General features: G+C 44.8%; 8 protein-coding genes and 1 tRNA gene. 3 read left to right on the forward strand and 6 right to left on the reverse strand.

Going from position 1 to position 19158, the window contains the following annotated elements; translation table 11 throughout:
• Positions 1-16: 16 nt before the first annotated feature.
• The 6 genes from L888_RS13485 to L888_RS0107435 all read right to left on the reverse strand — a co-directional run bounded on the left by L888_RS13485 (position 17) and on the right by L888_RS0107435 (position 14168).
• Positions 17-3145 carry a SusC/RagA family TonB-linked outer membrane protein gene (locus tag L888_RS13485; RefSeq protein ID WP_084567352.1) on the reverse strand — a complete coding sequence of 1043 codons (3129 nt, stop codon included), beginning with the start codon at positions 3143-3145 and terminating at the stop codon, positions 17-19.
• 5 nt (positions 3146-3150) lie between these two features.
• Positions 3151-4743 carry a fasciclin domain-containing protein gene (locus tag L888_RS0107415; protein WP_027952436.1) on the reverse strand — a complete coding sequence of 531 codons (1593 nt, stop codon included), beginning with the start codon at positions 4741-4743 and terminating at the stop codon, positions 3151-3153.
• Positions 4744-4824: 81 nt separating this feature from the next.
• Positions 4825-6651 (reverse strand): fasciclin domain-containing protein, encoded by a 1827-nt coding sequence (locus L888_RS0107420; protein WP_027952437.1) that lies wholly within the window; start codon positions 6649-6651, stop codon positions 4825-4827.
• 37 nt (positions 6652-6688) lie between these two features.
• Positions 6689-8251: a RagB/SusD family nutrient uptake outer membrane protein gene (locus tag L888_RS0107425; RefSeq protein ID WP_156924990.1), complete on the reverse strand. Its 1563-nt coding sequence runs from the start codon at positions 8249-8251 to the stop codon at positions 6689-6691.
• 24 nt (positions 8252-8275) lie between these two features.
• Positions 8276-11566 (reverse strand): SusC/RagA family TonB-linked outer membrane protein, encoded by a 3291-nt coding sequence (locus tag L888_RS0107430; RefSeq protein WP_044248931.1) that lies wholly within the window; start codon positions 11564-11566, stop codon positions 8276-8278.
• A gap of 34 nt (positions 11567-11600) precedes the next feature.
• On the reverse strand, positions 11601-14168 hold the full coding sequence (locus tag L888_RS0107435) for a fasciclin domain-containing protein (RefSeq protein ID WP_044248934.1): 2568 nt from the start codon (positions 14166-14168) through the stop codon (positions 11601-11603).
• A 260-nt stretch (positions 14169-14428) separates the two neighbouring features.
• Here L888_RS0107435 and L888_RS0107440 point away from each other — a divergent pair, with 260 nt between their 5' ends.
• From L888_RS0107440 to L888_RS14465, 3 genes are all read left to right on the forward strand, one after another.
• Positions 14429-18424, forward strand: coding sequence for a two-component regulator propeller domain-containing protein (locus L888_RS0107440; RefSeq protein WP_027952441.1), 3996 nt, complete (start codon positions 14429-14431; stop codon positions 18422-18424).
• Between the two features lie 244 nt (positions 18425-18668).
• Positions 18669-18741 (forward strand) — tRNA-Lys (locus L888_RS0107445).
• A gap of 290 nt (positions 18742-19031) precedes the next feature.
• A partial coding sequence (locus L888_RS14465) for a helix-turn-helix domain-containing protein (RefSeq protein WP_156924972.1) occupies positions 19032-19158 on the forward strand: 127 nt, incomplete at its 3' end.

The raw sequence follows: 19158 nt of genomic DNA on the forward strand, positions 1-19158 counted from the left end.
TGTTTTAATAATAACGTTATAAGTTCAGTTTGATGCCGATGTTGTAGCTTCGTGTAGAAGGTACAAGTCCTGCATCTATACCTTGGTAGAGCAAATTGTTGCCATAACAGAACTCTGGGTCAGAGCCCAAATACTTGGTGAGGGTGAACACATTGCCAACAGCCACCCATACAGACGCCCCTTGAATGAACTTGGGCTTGATAGGCAGTGTGTAAGACGCCATCAGTTGTTTCAGCTTGAGGAACGATGCGTTTTCTATCCAACGGTCACTGAATCGGGCGTTACCCATTGGGTCTGCATAGGTTGCACGCGGGACGTTTGTCGCTTGGCCGTCGGCCGTCCAACGGTTCAACAAGTTCGGGGTCTGGTTGTTCAGACTGCTCCCGCTCTCTAATCTTGCACGCAAAGCATTGTAGGCATCATTGCCTATCGAGTAGGTGAAGACGGCTGCCAAAGAGAAAGCTTTGTATTGCAAGTTGAAACGGAAGTTGCCAAATACGTCCGGATTGGGATTGCCGATTACCTGGCGGTCATTCTCGTCAATGATGCCATCCTGTTTCACTTCGGCAAAATGGATGTCTCCAGCCCCGAAATAGGTTTTTGCCCCAGTCTCGGAAACCACAGCGAGATGGGCTTGTTCCGCCTCCTGTGAAGTAGCGAATACCCCCAATGTCTTATAACCATAGAACACTCCCAATGGTTGCCCTATTGCCGTGAGTACTTCTCCGCCGAACAAGGAATTGGCGAAAGCATCGTTGCCCAAAGCCTTTACTTCATTCTTGTAATGACCGATAGAGGTACCAGCGTTCACTTTCCAACTTTTATTGTCAATGAGACGGGCATTGAAATTGATGTTGTAGCCCTTGTTGCCGAGTTTGCCATCATTGCTCCAATAATATTTCAAACCATATTCCTCGCCCAACTGTTTTTGCACGAGAAGATTGTTGGTGTTGGATATGTAATATTCTGCACCAATATTGAGTCGGTTGTTGAAGAGATTCATGTCCAGACCTATATTCCAGATTCCTGTCTTTTCCCATGCGAGCTTGTCATTGCCTATATTGCTAAGGGCAAGCCCCTTGGCCAAACCTGCATATCCTATGTTTTGGAAATAAGTGCGTGTGGCATTAACGGGGAGGTCATCGTTGCCGGTCAACTCATATCCTGTATAGATCTTGAGATAATTGACGAAAGGTAAGTTCTTCATCCACTGCTCGTTGCTGACCACCCAAGCAGCCGTAACCGAGGGGAACATGCCCCAAGAAATACCTCCGATTCGAATGGCTCCATCGGCATTCTTTCCAAAACGGGAATTACTTTCCAAGGTGGTAGATGCCGTAAGAAAGTAGCGATAGTGGAGATTGTAGTCTGCCACGAAATGCCAGCGCGCCGTGCGCCAGTTGTCATCCGTGCCTGTCGTGGTGCGCAGGGCAGAATTGGTGACGGAGAGATTTTTCAAGTTGTCGCTTCCCGTGTTATATCCCATACCATAATTGCTCTCGAAAGTATTGTTGAGATAGGTGAAACCACCGTTGATTTTTAGATTGTGCATGCCTTTCAGCAAGTCCCAATCCGCATTTGCACCTACAGTGAGCGTGTTGTGACGGGTCATGAGCGAAGCAACGCTGTTCTTGCCCTCGCCATACCAGTCGCCCTGTGCATTGTAGAGTTGTTGCTCTGCCAGACCAAAATCTGGGGTGAAAGAACTCTCCTTGATTTTATCCCATGAGTAGCCGACAAGCGCAGACAAGGCAAATCGGTCGGTAAATCGATATTTGGGCATCAGGGAAGCCGTGAAACGATAGTTCTTGGTTTTTCCCTCGGCAATGTCTGTGATGGCAAGTGGATTGCCCATGCCCAACTCGTCCTTGTCGGAAATCTTGTCGAAAAGTTTGCCAGAAATGCCATATTGGTAAGGATGATACAATGGAGATTTGATGTAAGAGAGATACAAAGGAGAAGAATGCTCATTGATACCGTCGTCAAACAAGTCTCTTGTGATCTGGGCAAACGCAATGTTTGCCTGGGTAGTAAGATGTTGGGTGAATTTGATGTCAGAGTTGAACCTTACGTTGAGACGGTTGAAATTGTTTTTTTGAATATTGCCGTTGTTGTGAGCATAGCCCAGTGAGAAAGAATAGAGTGCGATGTCGTCTCCACCTCTCACTCCTATACTGTAGTTCTGCATGAAAGCCGACTGGTTGATTTCATCATTCCAATTGGTGTTATTATGACTTGCAAGATAATTGGAACTGTTAGGGTCATCATTGAGAAAATGATATTTCTCTGCCAAATTCTTGATATTCTCCATGCCTCTCATCACGTCTGAAGCATAGGTGCGGTAGTCTTTGGCGTTCATCATTGGTACGGCTTTAAATGCAGACTTGATGCCAACCCATGCGTTGACCGAGATTTCTGTTGCCATGTTATGGCAACGCTTGGTGTTGATGATGACGACACCGTTGGCGGCTTTGGCTCCATAGATGGCTGTGCCATTCTTCAGGATTTGAATGCTTTCAATGTCCTCTGGAGAGATAAGGGCAAGCGGATTGCTGAAGTAACCGGCGTGGATGGAAGACTGGTTGTCTTGCGATTGCCAGATGACCCCGTCTACTATATAAAGAGGTGCATGGGTCAGGTTGATGGAGTGCATGCCTCGTGCCAAAACAACCGAACCAGCAGCATCTATACCTGACTGGCTGATGTTTCGGATGCTTCCTTGGAGAGCCATGTCAAGGTTCTCTGTTGGCGTAAGCGTGCCGTTGCCCATGTTGTCTATATGGTTGGAGGTGATGGCAGAAAGCGTTTCTTCCGTATAGAAAGGCTTGCTGCTGGACAGAGGAACCAGCTGAATGCAAAGTTTCTCTTTGCCCTGCAATGCTACCATTTGCACCTCGCATCCTGGGGCCTCGACCTTGAGCACGCAGTCGCGTTTTGTATTTTTGAATTCAAAAGAGCCCGTCTCATCACTCATCGCGATTTGTTGGGTTCCCACGATGGTAATGCGGGCACCTGCAAATTTCTCATGGGTAGATGAATTGACCACAGTTCCTTTGAACATGTTCTGAGCTGCCCCAACGGTTGGTAAAGCCATGCCAGTTATCAAGGCGACGGTCAGGTTTCTTATCATTGTGTTCTTGTTCATGATGTCTAATTCTTAATGGGTTCGAGGACAATGCGGTCGAGTCGGAAAGTACGGGAATATATCTTGGAAGAATACTCCCTGGCTGTGACGTTGGTCATGATGACAAAAGTGGTCTTTGCAGACAACTCTTCCTCATGATTTGTTTCATCCATACGCCAAAGATTGTCAGTACAGTCTGATATAGGAAATTCAAAGTTCTCGAAAGCCAACAGTTTCGTCATGTCCTGACTCTTGGTTATAAGCAGTTTGCTCTTGTTTGCCTTGCTGGCATTTTTACCATTGGCCCCCTGATAGTTGATGGTGAACTGAATCTTGGTAGAGTCCAATTCTGCATCCTCACCCTCCATGGTTGAAGGAAGAAGAACTGCATAGATGTTATATTTCCCCGCCAATACGCCAGGAATCTCAAATGTTACAGATGGATTAGTAGCTACGGATATGGGTTGTACTTCAATGTAGCTATCACCACTTATATTCTTGACCATACTCTCAGACTTTACGTTTCGGGTATAGACACTTGTCAGCGTATTGTTATAACTTCGTCCGTTCTGATTCTCGGCTTCCACGGAGATGGGCTTGTTCCATGTCTCTACATTATTGTATGCCAATTGGTTAACCATAAAGACATAACCGTTTGAGGCATTTTGCCTGGTTGCATTGCCAAAAAGCTCGCTTGGATGGTGAATGATGCTGCCTGACGTCGATACCAAGGAGTCTTCTGTTGCTGGTTGATCGTGCTTCCCTCGATATATCAGGTCACCAAGGATCGCCAGTTTGGTTTTAATCTGTTGAATGGAGTCAGCTTTTTTAGCATCAGCATCGTACACTCTATAATAGGGGAAGATTCGTTCGTATACTGCATCCCAGGCTTGGTTGTCCGGCAAAACCATAGTATAGGTAGAGTCTTCATCGGAGATATGTCCCAAGCCATATTGCTTGTGCTCCAACAACTTGTTGTAACTTACCATGATAGTGTCATAGACAGGGCGCCCGTCTTTGTCTATGTCTATTTCCACACTGTTTTCTTCATCAAATTTAACTTCATCAAACTGATGGATGAAATCGTATAGCTTGGAGAGGTTTGGGTTCGCCTGAATATATTCATAGATATTGTAGGCGTAGGGTATCCGGCTGTCCAGCTGATGTATAATGCCATTGGTGACACGTTCGTTGGCTGTATTGATATGGCATCCCTCAAAAGTGTTGCTATTATTAAAGTGGTATATCTTTCCATTGAGCATTCGCACCCCTTCTGTCGTACTTGTTGAAGACGGATTGGTATAGCGGGCGATGTGATTAGCTATGAATTTCTTAGTCTCAGCCTCATTGCTATTGTCAAAAGTTTCCAATGCCTCATTTCTTGGTGCAAAGACGGTATAGGTTTGCGTATTGGATAACATTTGATTATAGCCGGCCTCTTTAACAAGTTGTGCAAAGCGTGAAGTAGCATCGTTTTGCTGCAAGGCTTCGTACAGATTGAGAGGGACTGTATGGCTGTTGTTGCCGGTATGATAGTGGTCATCCCACTCGCTGCATGAGCAGAAACTTACGAATGCAGCGAGGGTCAGGATATTTGTATATTTCTTAATGTTGCTCATGTTGTTTCTATTTTATGATAGTCATACAATGAAGATGCAAAGAGGTTGCAAATCCTTATGTGTCATCACTTTTCTTTCAGTTTAATCAATCCCTTCATTCTCTATGTAACTGATAGGGACAAGCTCGAAATAGTCGAGATGGAACTCTCCATTCTCCGACTCGATGTTTTTGGCACGGAAATAGTGTGCCCCATATTCTTGCCACGTGAACTTGTTGACGATGAATCTCAAGCATCCATCACCTTCGCGGAGGGTGGTTTTCCAGACAGCATTGATGATCGAGTTGGGGCCTTTCATGTAACCGCGGTTGCGCATCATTTTGTCGTTTTCAACGCCGTTGTCCCTGGTGTCCTCGTCTTTCACCCATCCGATTTGCGGAGCTGTACCCTTTTGGTTGAAATTAGCAGGGATTCCTTGTATCTCATTGTCAACAAAAAGTTGGGCAATACCGCCCCATTCACGAGCACTGTACCCGATGCGCAACTCATAGGTTCCTGGCGGAACGGGCAAGAGACGAAAGGTGAAGTCATACCATCCACGGATGGAAATCTCATCAGCCTGATAGTCATTCCATGCCTCTGACCCCCAGAAGATAACCTTGCTGTCTTTGTTGAAAGTAAAATGATCGCCGCAGTAGTCGGAAGTCACTGTATATCCTCCATCACTGAGGAGAGGCAATTGCCAACGGATATTGTTGTTGGTTACCTCTGGCATCAGGGAGTAAGCATCGAAACGAATGCGCTTGTTAAGCACATCTTTGCGCATGTTGTCTTCGTCATATACCAATATGTTGTTTAATGTATGAATATATCCATTCATGCCGCTGATGTTACTCTTGCTTTCGTCTATCGTCACACAACTGCCATCGGAGAGGGTATTGATCTTGTTGCCCGACTTGATTTCCATGATACGGTCTTTGAGCATGGTCTCATAGTATTCATATCGCTTGTCCATGGCAGTTGGTGCCGTATTCCCACCAGAATATATAAACGCATTGGTTGCCATTTGATGGTCGAGAATGTGATAAGACACAAACTTGTTGAGGGCATTGTTGCGACTGCTATAGTTGCCCTTGTCTTCTGTGCCGTAGTATTTTTCAGCAAATTCCACCAAATCCTCAATGTTAAGGATGCCTGCGGTTTGAAACACCTCGTCAGGCTCGGCGAAAATAGTATATCCTAACTTCTTTTGTGCAGGACATCTCATTTTGTAACCTAAGATATTAGTAAACTCTGTGGTATAAGGAGAGTGGTAGTTCATGTCGTAACTCTCCATGATGGAGTCTGTGAGATGTGAAAGGTGAAGAGCTCTGGCAAAGATACTATAATCTTTCATCTGATCCAGTTGACTGCCAAGATTTTCTTTGGATGGCACCAATACTTTGTTAATGGCATGAACAACACCATTATGCAGCTTATTGTCAGCACTGATGATTTTAGAGCTTTTGTTGACCCAGATCTCATTATTGCCATTCACATCCTGCAAATATGAGATGACCATGAACCGGTTGCTCATGTTGGAAGTACTGATAGCCCCCTCTGTAAAGTCTTTGGTTAGGAAGTCCCGGGTTATGCTTCGGATGATATGATTGTAGATGATGGTGTCTTTCTCTTCCTTGGTAAGTTTATCAATAGAAGTATTGTTCTCTTTGAAATATACCTGGAAAGCAGAATCTGTTGGTATAAAAGCTGTATAATGTCCATAAGAGGCCAAGAGGGATTCTTCTCCTGTATCTTTCATCAGCTGCGAAAACACAGAGAATGTAGAAGGGCGGTTCTCGCAATAACTTGCCACCGTCTCGTCAGTAAACGTATAATAGCTGTCTTCCGATACATTATCGGAACAACTTGCGAAACAGGCGATGAATCCAAAGAGTATCACCTTCAAAGTGCTATATGGCTGTTTCATTGTTTCTTGTTTTTAGCGGATTCTTTATACGATACACTTAGTTCTTTTCTATGCCGCTTGATGTTACATAAAATGGATTTTGCACCAAGAGTTGGTTTAGCTTAAGCTCGTCCTTGTTGATTGGCATGTACAGAGCATTGATGGTAGCAAGCCTGGACTGCACCGTTGCCTGGTCCTGTGTGCTGTATTTGCGCATTAGGTAATTGGCGACAATTGTTTGAGGGGAGCCTTCCCTACGTGCCCTGCGCAGGAGGTCGAAATAGCGCTTGCCTTCAAAGAGGAATTCCCGTTGTCGCTCATCGAGCACAAGATTACGCATGGCGGTCTGTGAATTGTAGTTGGACAATTGCAAGGAGCCGGTTCCTTTGGAAGGATTGGCGCGGTCGTATGATTTTGATACCAAGTCTATCGCTTCTTGCAGGTCATTGTTTCCATTGCGTTCTACCAAAGCCTCAGCTTTCATCAGATAGACATCGGACAGACGATAGAATATCCAATTCTGTGTGTTGGCGTTTGCCACATAGTCGCCGACAGTTACGTTGGAAGCACTGCTTTCTTTGCGATAAGCCACATATTTCTTGATAGGAATTATAGTGGAAGAAGTACTCCCAAAGAGTGCATCGTTGAAGCGCCTGTCACTGTTCCTATCGATGAAAGTGTTGTACTTGCCAAACTCCAGCGATGACAAATGATTGTAGGAATTTCTTCCTCCCGTCGAGTTGTACATCTCATTAACGATATAGTCAGGAGTGTCAGAGCTGAATTGCAATTCAAAGATGCTTTCTTTAGAATTTCCCTTTCCAAAAACATTTTGGTTGTAGGCTGACGCCGTCTCCAATTGTAATGGATTGGTAGTGCTATTGAGTACTTTGTTGCACGCCTCGATGCACTTGTCGTATTGGTTGATCCAAAGATACATATCGGCAAGAAGTGTCCATACCGCTTTCTGAGTGATATGTCCTTTGGTATTGGAAGTACTGGCGTACACAGCTTTGGCTTGCCATGCTATATCTTCAAGTTCTTTGGTTAAGGAATCAAGAATTTCCGTCTCACTGGTTTGAGCTGTTTGGAAAGGACGGCTGGTACCCACGTATGGCTCTGTGATAAATGGAACATCTTTGAAGGTTCTCACCAGATAAAAATAACACAAGGCTCGAATACTCTTGGCCTCGGTTAAAAAGGCCCGAAGTTCACTTTGCTTGAAATTTGGATCCCTCTCCATGACAGAAGGGGCATTGGCAATGACGGTGTTACAATAGTTGATGACGGTATAGATGCAGCCCCAAGAGGTATAGCTGTTGGTGGCGTCTACGTTTGCATTCAGTATGTTATTGATATTCTCGTTGGTATTTGTACCATGTATCACATTGTCGGAACGCACCTCTCCCCACACAATAAATCGTTCCATTGCATCTGGTTCCTGGAGGGCGCGATAACATGCCGCAACACTACTCTCAACATCACTTTTCGACTGCCAGAAGTCTTCGCCTACAAGCTCGGATTGCGGTTTGATGTCGAAAAAGCTGTCACATGATGTCAACATTGGTGTGGCCAGCATCAAGGAAAACAGGAGAAATATAATCTTATGCTGTTTCATCATTGTTCTTTTATTAATTATATATATTTAGAATCCCAAGGTCACGCCCATCGTGAAATATTTAGAGCGTGGAGTCCTGCTGTAATCAGCGCAAACACCTTGGCTGTTGGGTGAAATCTCAGGGTCAACTCCCGTATATTTTGTAAACGTTAGGATGTTGTTGAGTGTAAATGAGAGGGCTAACTGACTCAATCCTAAATATTTCAAAGACTTGCGTTCAATGGTATAGTTCAGTGTCAGCTGTTTGAAGCGAACGAAGGAGCCATTTTCCACGAACCGGTCGCTGCCCAGCCAATTTCTACCATCTTGATATAGGGCCCTCGGTATCTCTGTCAAATCTCCATCCTTACGCCACCGCCAGTTTACGGCAATGCTTTGATTGTCGTTGCTATACATGTTCTCTGCATACATGCGGGCATAATTGATGACTTTATTGCCACAGCGGAAGTTGAAGAAAGCATTCAATGACAAATGCTGGTCATACTTGATGGTAAAACCGAAGCCGCCATTTATTTTAGGATTACAATTGCCCAAATATACGATGTCAAGCTCGTCGATTGTCCCATCATGGTTGATGTCTTCGTAGATAGCATCGCCTCCGCGAAATTGACGGGCGTTGGTTGAACCGTATGCAAAATACATCGGAACAGCTTCGCCATAACTGTCCTTGATTACATTGCCATTGGCATCACGTACTACAGGGCAGGTTCCTTCACGATTTTCTACATACTTGTCGTATTGGTACACACCCTTATATCGGAAGCCATAGATGCTGCCAAAGGAGTTGCCCACCTGTATACGGCTTAGGTAAGAACCATTATTGTAGTCGAAGTCTCCGTTGTAGCTTGCCAATACATTACTGTCCAATGCCTTGATGGTATTGTTGTAGTTAGATAGGTTGCCGTTGAAGTCGACGACCCATTTGCCTGCCTTGATGAGATTGTTGGTATAGACGTTCAGCTCCCATCCATCATTGTCCATTGTTCCTGCATTGATATAGCTGATTGAGCCAAATCCTGTAGAGGAAGGAATGCTTTGGTTCTCAAAAAGCAAGTCAGAGGTACGACGATGATAGATGTTCATGTCGGCTACGATGCGGTTGTTGAAGAGTGCCAGATTGAACCCCAAATTATAGGATGCGGAACGCTCCCATTTCAGGTCTTCCAGTTTCAGTGACGACGGTTTAATGGTTGCTGTTCCGTTATAGTTGTTGCCACCTATGCTCCAGTAACCATTGTATCGGCTGAAGTAGAGGTATTCGTATTTCGGTTGGTTGCCAGTGATACCCCATCCACCACGGATCGAAAGCTCTGACAGCCATTTTTCTGCAAACATCATAAACTTCTCGTCGCTGATAATCCATTTCCCAGATATAGAGGGAAAGCACCCCCAGCGATTGTTGCTGCCAAAGCGACTGCTTCCGTCATAGCGCAATGTTCCGTCGAGTACATAACGCCCCTGAAAGGAATAGTGCAATCTGCCCAGCACTGCCATTGAGCGCCACTGTCCGGAACCGCTGGCGGTATAAGACCGGTTAGCTCCTGCTGTTGCACTGCCGATAGATTCTGATGCTGAGCCGTATGTCTGGAATTGCTGATACTGTGAACTTCCAGATGTGAGCTGCCATGAGCCATAGAGCATGAGCGAATGGTCCTTGCCTAAATTCGGTTGCCAGGTTACATTTTGGTCTGTCATCACTGTCAATCCTTCTTCCTCCTGGTCATCGGCACGATTAATGTCGCTGTTGAGCCAAGACTTCGGTACGATTTCCTTGGGCAAGAACTTATTATATTTGTTGTTCTCGATGTCGAATGTGATGTAACCGTTGTACCTAAGCCGCTGGTAGTCGCTTGGCTGTATGAAGTCATACTGGATACGTAGGGTAGGGATGATGCGCATGTTTTTCTGCACATTCTTGGCGAGACGTGCCACTGCCACAGGGTTGAGCAATTCTTTCTGTTCTGAACTGATGTGTGCATCCTCGCGTATATTATAATATGTATCGCTCAAATAGCCATACATATCTTTGCGATACACCCCTATATTGGGCATCTTGCGATAGGCATTGTCAAGCAGACCGATATTACGGCCTTGGTATGACTGTTCATAGTTCTTGTCGTTGTTGGTGTAAGTCATGGAGAAGTCGCTGATAAACTTCAACCGGTCTGATACTTGATATTCCAAGTTCATACGCGAAGAGAGACGATCCATCTTTTGCTCAATGACCGTACCTGTCTGCGAGTAGTATCCTATGGATGCACGGAATTTGGCCTTGGTTCCACCGCCACTGACAGCGAGCGAATGGTCATGAGTCAGGCCGAACTGGCTTACCTCTTTAACCCAGTTTGTGTTGTTGTTGTATTGTTGGTATTCTGAGAATGTCGGATCGTAATTGAATTCCGGGATGTCACATTCTGCCTCATTCTGGTTGCGGTTGAAGTAAGCCTGCTTCATGAGCATGGTGTAGTCGTTACCATTGAGCATCTTCAAACCGGCTGGCTGCCATGATCCCGAAAAACGATAGGAGTATGACACGCGGGTAGGCCCTGTGACTCCTTTTTTTGTATGGATGCTGATGATTCCGTTGGCCCCTCGCGACCCCCAAATGGCACAAGCGGCACCATCTTTGAGTACGGTGATGTCCTCAATGTCGTTTGGCGAGATGCTCAATAGCGTGGCAAACTGATCGTTGGTAGCATTGTTGTAGTCGAAAGATGCATCCAGGTTACTGTCAAAAGGAATGTCATTTAGAAGAATGAGCGGACTGGAATTGGAATTGATGGAAGTAGTTCCGCGCACGCGAAATGCTGAACCACTGCCCAAGTCACCAGAGTTGGCAACAATGTCCAGTCCTGCGATACGTCCTTGTAGGGCATCGTCAACTGAAGCAACCGACATTCCTTCAAACGCTCTCATATTGATGGTTTGGGTTGCCCCGGAAACCTCACGCTCTGGTATCATAAATGTTCCGTCGTTATGAAGTCTTTTGGCAGTAATCTGTACCTCCTGCACGACATGGCTGTCTTCTTCCATGGTTAGGTCAAATCGGATTCTGTCTTTAATCGTGGTGATGATGGTTTTGCATCCCATGTAAGAAACCTTCAACTTGTTGTCGGGGTTCTTGATGGATAAAGAGAAGTTTCCATTGGGGTCGGTCACTGTGGAAGACACGATACGTCCATTTTTATCTTGTTCGATGATACTTCCACCGATGACATCCCCCTTAGGCTCGCCCACATGGCCCGTGATGACAATACCTTGGGCAATGGCCACTTGTGTCATAAGAGAGGCTAAGAATGCGAATATAGTATGTTTCATTGCTATATATAGTCTTGTTAATAACTCTTCAACTTTATTCCGGCAAGAGAGCCTTGTCGATCATATGGATGACGGAGAATGACGATGATATGATCTGGTCGGCATTATGGTAATCCTTATTATTGACGATGAAGTCACGGGCTTGTACGTTATACAAACCCGCCAGTTTGTTGACCTTGGCTGTATTGCCATGTACATCTGTAATCGTAAGGTTGCCCCCATTGCTGCTCAGTTTAAGTGTTTGGAATTTACTGCTATTGCTGCGGGCTGCCGTCTCATAACTACGGTTGCTGAATGTAGTGCCATCCACGTAGATGGAATTGTCCATGAAATGATACTTTAGAAAACGAATCAGATGCAATGCCCATTGACGTTTGATGGTGGCATCATCTTGGTCGGCTATCTCTTCCCAGGAATGGAGGTTCTTGTCTTTTTTAAAAGCCTCTGCCACTGCGGCATTGGACGGAACAAAGACCGTATAGCGGAAATTATTGAAAGAACTGACAACCTCTCCCAAGCCAGAAGACTCTGAGGTTTGATTGAGGGTGAAGATGCTACTGATTTCCTTGTCTTTCTCAAAATATTTAAAGACAGCATCATTTCCCATTAAGAGATTGTAGAAATCAGCATACTCCGCATGTTCGCTGAGTATCTCTTTGACAGATGATGTCGGGTCTTGCAACACTCTGTTGATAAAAAAGATTCGGCCGTTGTCTGAGTCGTAGCGTTCCAATTTGCCATTTGATTCACTCGTTACAATATGGGCAGGAGCAACACTCTGTTCTATGTCGCCTCCACCTGTAACGCTGAATTGGTCCTCACTTCCCTTAATGGTTAGTGTAGAGCCGCCTTTGCTTTGGGCGAACTGCATTGTACCATCGTCTACGTAGCCTGACATGTTGCCCTCTTTGTCCATTTTTCCTACAATAATATGTCTGTCGCAGATGTCGTAAAGCCGGTTGCAAAGCAGAGACTCGTCAGTGATGGTGTGTTCCAATTTGTCCTTAGCTCCATTTTCAGTCACGGTATATACATCCGCACTAAGTGGTTTTTCCTTCGTTGCGTCATATTTAAAAGCCCAAATACGCCGTTGGCTTTTTCCTTTAGCCCAAGAGATAGGGTCGCGGTAGTTTTGGAGTGCCTCGTCGGTAGGAACCAAAAGGTTGTACATGTTTTCCATCGAACGGAGGTACAGATAGAATTTCATTGTCTTGTTTTGCAACGCCCAGTTCATTATCTTACTGTTCTCATTGGTCATCGATGCGGCATATACCGTTTGGTAATCAATGGGAGGATACACCTTATTGGTAACAAATACAACACCATTGCTGCCGAGATAAGACTTTACGATGTCGCTTGTACTCACTTTTATCGGGAAACTGGACTCGTCATTCATGGTTTCCCACATGGTAGGTAGACTTGTCATAAGTGACTTCTTCTGATGGTTCTTGACAAAGAGCGCCAGAAGTCTTGTCGGCACATTGTCCCAAGAACCGTATGCGTCATAAAGATATTGGCCCTTGCCATTGGCAAGGTATTCGTTCATGGCTTCGTCAGTAGGAACAAACATGACTCCCATATCCTGCATGCTACTGTAGCTGTTTTGCGATGGATCGTAATACAGCAAGCCGTAGTTGGTCATGTCATTGCCCATTGGATCCTTGGTATTGTTTTCTGTAAAATAATGCTTGATGAAGACACTGTCAGAAATCAAAGGATGTGCAACGTCCATTCCCGTATAGAGTGTGTGCACGCTGTTGTTGCGGTTTGCATCGAAGTAGGGAGCAGAAAATTTGTTCATCAATCGATTGAACAAGTCCGTCTGTCCATTGGAGGCTATGATTTGGGAGAGGTTGCGGGTAGGGGTCAGCACGTCCTCCATGACATGCACATAACCATTCTTGCAGGCGATGTCCACTTTAATAGCCTTATGACCGTTTATATATATGTCACGGTTGTTATAGTCCTTGCCCATCACCATCGACCAATCGTTGTCGGCAATCTTTTTGACTGCCGTGTTTTGTGGTGTAAAGTGAATGATGTATGGGTTGGACTCGTCATCTATAAGATAAAGTCCCTTATCCTGGAATCGCGTCCAAAATGGAGCAGAAAGCTGCTTAGCATCTTTCACCAAGCTGATGCTATCTAAATAAGTATAGGAAGTTTGACGACGTATGGAAGAGCCCTCATTGGCCGTAGTCTCTCCCAGTACAGGGTTGGCGAGCATATTGCTTAGATACGCCATGTTGAGCATGCTGGAGTTAAGTAGGCCACGCTTTTGGGCTGGCGTCAGTTGTTCATAACTATTCACACCATACTCGTTGCCCTTAAAGAAACGCTCGAATGCTTTGTCGTCTGCAGGAAAGATGGTCTTACTTCCCGTCAATGACAAAACCTGCTTGTAGTTCAGGTCGTCTATCAGTCGAAGATAGGTGTTGAATTCACCTTCGTTTTGTAGATACTCATAGATACTTCCGCCCAAGAAGTTGGGCTCCTTGTCATCGTATGCATAATCGTCAGAACACGAGTAAAGCATAGACATAGCAACCACGGTGCAAAGGAGCAAAGTGCCGGTTGCCCATTTTCTTAGATATCCGTTCATAGGGTTTTAAATTTTCAGTCTATCTATTAGGTTTTCAAATATGTTGCAAAAGTAACAATATTACCTTATAATGCCGTAAACGATTTGTGCCACAAAATGAAACAAATGTTTTATAGTACTCGGTTCACAACATATTTTTTATAATCCTCTGCGAAATGTCAGGGTTAAATTTGGCTGTGATTAAAAAAGTTATTAATTTTACAATTGATAAAATCATACGATTTCTATCTTCCTTAAAACTAAAATAATATCACTTTAAGATGAAAAAGATATGGCCTCTTTGCTTTATAATAATAGGTGTTACTTTTTTGTGGATGAGAGTGGCACCATTGCATGCTCGGCAAAAGTTCTTTATGCCGCTCGACACTCGTGGTGGTTTGTCAGAAAATCATGTGAAGAGCATATTGCAGGACCATTGGGGATTTATGTGGTTTGGCACCAAGAATGGTCTCAACCGATATGACGGCACGTCCGTCAAGCGTTATCAGGTAGATGACAAGATTCTGAAAATAGGCAATCAGAATGTCTCAGCTCTTTTTGAAGACAAACAGCATCAAGTATGGGTGGGAACCGACAAGGGGGTATATATCTTCGATCCCATAACAGAGTCTTTCCGATTCTTTAATGTCAAGAGTAATTTGGGGGTGAGCGTGACCGATTGGATAGCCCAAATCACGAGCGATTCGTATGGCAACATTTGGATCATTGCACCAAACCAAGGAGCATTTAGGTATGAACTTTCCACCAAGAGTCTTACCCTCTATAACATGTCGCACAGTGGCAGTGGTTATAAGAATAACCCCTCTTGCATTTGTGTGCGCAAGAACGGGGAGGTGTGGGTAGGCACCGATTGTGCCGGTTTGCTACGGTATAATCCCAAGACCAAGCAGATGGCTCAGATAACCGAAGATAAGAACAAGAACTCGCTCCGGAAGATGGAAATCTATACCATGTGCGACTATGGAAGCTGGATAGCCATTGCCGACCACGAGGGCAAACTCATGAAGTACAACCCTACGACAAACACTTTGACAGAAGTGGCTGCCCCTAATGTACATTACAAATTGCTGCGTGCTCTGCTTTTTGATGGCAAAGACCTCGTTGTGGGCACACAGGATGGCTTGTTCTTTATCAATGAGCAGACTGGCAAGGAGGAGCATATCAGGGAAAACACGCTCCATCCTTATGGCTTGACCTCCAATATGATATACTCGCTGTATTTGGATCATAGCAAAGGACTTTGGATTGGCACCATTTATAATGGAGTCGACTATTTGCCGGGGCGTGGCATGCTCTTCAACAACTATATTCATATACCAGAGACCAACTCCGTAAGCAGTCGCAACATCCGAGAATTGTATAACGATAGCAAGGGACGCGTATGGATAGCATCTGAGGAGGGCAACCTGGACATTTACGATCCTCGTACAGGAATTTTCAAGAAAGTGCCCACCTCACGCTATAAGGGAGGCAACAACCGACTCGCCTTGCTGCAGGATGGAGAATGGATGATGTCTGGTATTTTTAAGAATGGCATAGATTTGATCAACATTCATTCTTTCCAAGTCAAGCATCTTTCTCCTGATGAGTTGGGAATTGCCTACGAGGGCTCTCCTTATGCCTTGTTCAAGGACGGCAAAGGACGAATTTGGCTTGGCACGGGGCGTGGCATATATATAAAGAAAGGTGAGGCATATAAGTTTTCAAAGATAAGTATGTTGCCGGATTTCTATACTCAGGACATTGCGGAGGATAAGAATGGCAACATTTGGATTGCTACAATAGGATCGGGCATCTTCCTTTTCAACCCTCATACAGGAAGAAGCGAGCATTTTGAGCCCAAAGAAGGAGTCAACAGCGTCAGTGCCAACAGTGTGAGCAGCATTACCTTTGATCATCTTGGCAATCCCTGGTTTGCAACCGATCGTGGAGGTATATGCCACTATGACTTGAAGTCTAAGCAGTTTACGAGTTATTCAGAGTCTGACTTCCTGCCAGACAATGTGACCTACAAGATGCTGGAGGATAAGAGGCATCATCTCTGGTTTGGCACCAATCATGGACTTGTCTGTCTTGACCCGTCCAATCGTGTAGTAGCTGTGTTCAATAATTCAAACGGACTCATCAGCAATCAGTTCAGCTACAAGTCTGCAGTAAAGACTGCCACCGGCAAGTTCCTTTTTGGGAGTACCAATGGATTGGTGGAGTTCAATCCTCTCGCCATGGTGACGAAGACACGGAAAGTGTTTGTGACCAATATTCGCGTCAATGGGCATGAACTGCGTCCTGGCGACAATGATATTTTAAAGGCGAACATTCTCCTTACCGACAAGATTCGTCTGCCCCACGACATGAACAATGTTTCTTTTGATGTGTCCAACCTGGATTTTGGAGGTGACCAGAGTTCTTATTATGAATACATGCTGGAGGATGTTGACAAGGAATGGCTAAAAACGCCTGACGGAAACAATATTGCCTATTCCCAGTTGCAGCCGGGCAAATACACATTGCTGGTGCGTCCTAACGGCAATGAGAAAGCAACCTGCAAGTTAACCATCATTATCGATCAACCATGGCAGTTGTCCATCTGGGCAAAACTGATATACCTGCTTCTGCTTTGTGCACTTGTTTATTATCTCTTGCGTCGTTATCATTTGCGTCAAGTCCAGCAGTTGGAGCGTCGTGAACTTTTGATGAATGAGAAACGAGATAAGGAATTGTTGAAAGCAAAAATTTCTTTCTTTACCGACATCACCCATGAGTTGCGCACCCCCTTGACCTTAATTAATGGTTCAGTGGAGAGCATCACAGAGGAGAAAGTGGATAATCCGAAGATAGAGAGAAATATCAATGCCATTGACAAGAATTGCAAGCGTTTGCTCAATCTGACCAATCAGCTGCTTGATTTCCGTAAAATAGACTCAAATGTTGTGACACTCAGTTTTACCAGCTTCAATGTTTGCAAGCTGATGACCGACATTGTCGATAGGTTTGAACCTGCCATCAATAATCTGCATAAGTTGATCACCCTCGATTTGAAAGAGGATGACGTCATGTTGCAGGCTGACCGTGAGGCGTTCACCAAGATTATCAGCAACATGCTCAACAATGCCTGGAAATATTCAGAGTCATTCATACAAGTGGAAGTCTCGACAAGGAAGGGGATGCTGATCGTTGCAATCATCAACGATGGCATTAAAATACCAGAGGATAAAACTGAGAAGATTTTCCTGCCATTCATTCGTCTTGACGGCGTACATCGTGTGTCAGGTTCCGGTATTGGTCTTCCGATGGCACGTTCTTTGGCAGAGCTTCATGGCGGAACATTGGCGGTGGATAGTTCCTATGAATACAACAAGTTTGTGCTGACCGTTCCTTTGAAGCAAGACGAAGGCGTTGTCGAAACAGGAATGCACGATGAAGAGCTGACGCTCCATGAGGAAATGATGACCTCACAAGATACTTTTGCGGATGACAATACAACAAGTATCAAGTCCAAGGAATATACGGCTCTCTTAGTCGAAGACAATATAGAAGTAGCGCGGATGGTGGCAGAGAAATTGGGCGGCAGTTACAATGTAATCATTGCCGAGAACGGAGAAGACGGCTTGGCTAAATTGAAAAAGAACCATGTCGACATTGTGATCAGCGACATCATGATGCCCGTAATGGACGGTTTGCAGATGACACAGAAAATCAAGACCGATATGGAAACCAGTCATATTCCCATCATTTTGTTGACTGCCCGCCAAACGATGGAAAACAACATAGAGGGGTTGAAGTCGGGGGCAGACGCCTACATCGTCAAGCCGTTCTCCATGGCACACCTTCTGACTCAGATACAGACTTTGCTGGAAAACCGGAAGCGGGAGCGTGAGAGTTTCGTCCATAAGCCTTACTTGCCTAGCTCGAAGCCGGGCATCAACAAGGCTGATGAAGAATTTCTCAAGAAGATGACCGACCTCATCGTGACACATATCAATCAGCCTGAATTCAACGTCGAACAACTTGCTTCTTCCTTGGGCATGAGCCGTTCAAGCCTGCATCGCAAGATCAAAGATGTTTCTAACCTGACACCTGTAGACTTCATCCGATTGGTTCGCTTGAAAAAAGCGGCCGAATTGATACGCAACAACAATTACCGTGTGACAGAGGTCTGCGAGATGGTGGGCATCAGCTCTCCCTCCTATTTCATCAAACTGTTCCATAAACAGTTTGGAATGACACCTAAGGAATTTGCAGACAAAAAGGAATAAAATAAAGAATAGGTGTTTCATTAAGAGTAGTGGCATGCACTTATGGTTTTCATATCACAATCCGCATCACTCCCATCAAACCAATGGGAGATGAGGCGGAAAAGTGTTTCCTAGCAGAAAATCTTTTGTCTCCTTTACAAAATTATTGCCCATAAATTTGCTGTTCTCGTGAAAACTTGCTACCTTTGCAACCGCTTTTGTAGAAGTCTTTCTCGACTTTAATACAGAAAGCTGCTTATTTTCTGATCCGTTAGCTCAGTTGGTAGAGCACAACACTTTTAATGTTGGGGTCTTGGGTTCGAGCCCCAAACGGATCACTTTAGGCCCCATGCGGGTCACGGAACGGTAAAAAGGGGATTCTTTCGGGAGTCCCCTTTTTTAGGTTCAGACACAGGCACTTGTGTTCCAATTCGTTGGTTTAGAGGATGGAAAAGCCACTCTACTTTGACCCTTTTGGCCAAACAGGATTGCTCACCTTGGCCATAATATGATTGACCCTTTTGGCCAAAATAACATTAACCACTTAGTACAAGTGTCGTTAGAGTTTTTTTGTGTAGATTTGGGAACCCGAGTCCTGGTGTAAGGGGTAATAATAAAATCTATGCAAATGAACAAGAGAATCAAGAACATTTTAAGATGTTATGCGGCAGGGATGGGTATCAAGGAAACGGCATCCACGTTCCATACTTCCCGTAACACTGTCCGCAAGTATGTCCGCCTGTTCCTTTCAAGTG

The organism is Hallella seregens ATCC 51272, from assembly GCF_000518545.1.
In the GTDB taxonomy this organism is placed as follows: domain Bacteria; phylum Bacteroidota; class Bacteroidia; order Bacteroidales; family Bacteroidaceae; genus Prevotella; species Prevotella seregens.

Bases quoted from the DNA above. Each gene is read 5' to 3' on its own strand.
- L888_RS0107415 (WP_027952436.1), bottom strand. From the start codon at position 4,743: ATGAGCAACATTAAGAAATATACAAATATCCTGACCCTCGCTGCATTC.
- L888_RS0107420 (WP_027952437.1), bottom strand. From the start codon at position 6,651: ATGAAACAGCCATATAGCACTTTGAAGGTGATACTCTTTGGATTCATC.
- L888_RS0107430 (WP_044248931.1), bottom strand. From the start codon at position 11,566: ATGAAACATACTATATTCGCATTCTTAGCCTCTCTTATGACACAAGTG.
- L888_RS13485 (WP_084567352.1), bottom strand. From the start codon at position 3,145: ATGAACAAGAACACAATGATAAGAAACCTGACCGTCGCCTTGATAACT.
- L888_RS0107435 (WP_044248934.1), bottom strand. From the start codon at position 14,168: ATGAACGGATATCTAAGAAAATGGGCAACCGGCACTTTGCTCCTTTGC.
- L888_RS0107425 (WP_156924990.1), bottom strand. From the start codon at position 8,251: ATGATGAAACAGCATAAGATTATATTTCTCCTGTTTTCCTTGATGCTG.
- L888_RS0107440 (WP_027952441.1), top strand. From the start codon at position 14,429: ATGAAAAAGATATGGCCTCTTTGCTTTATAATAATAGGTGTTACTTTT.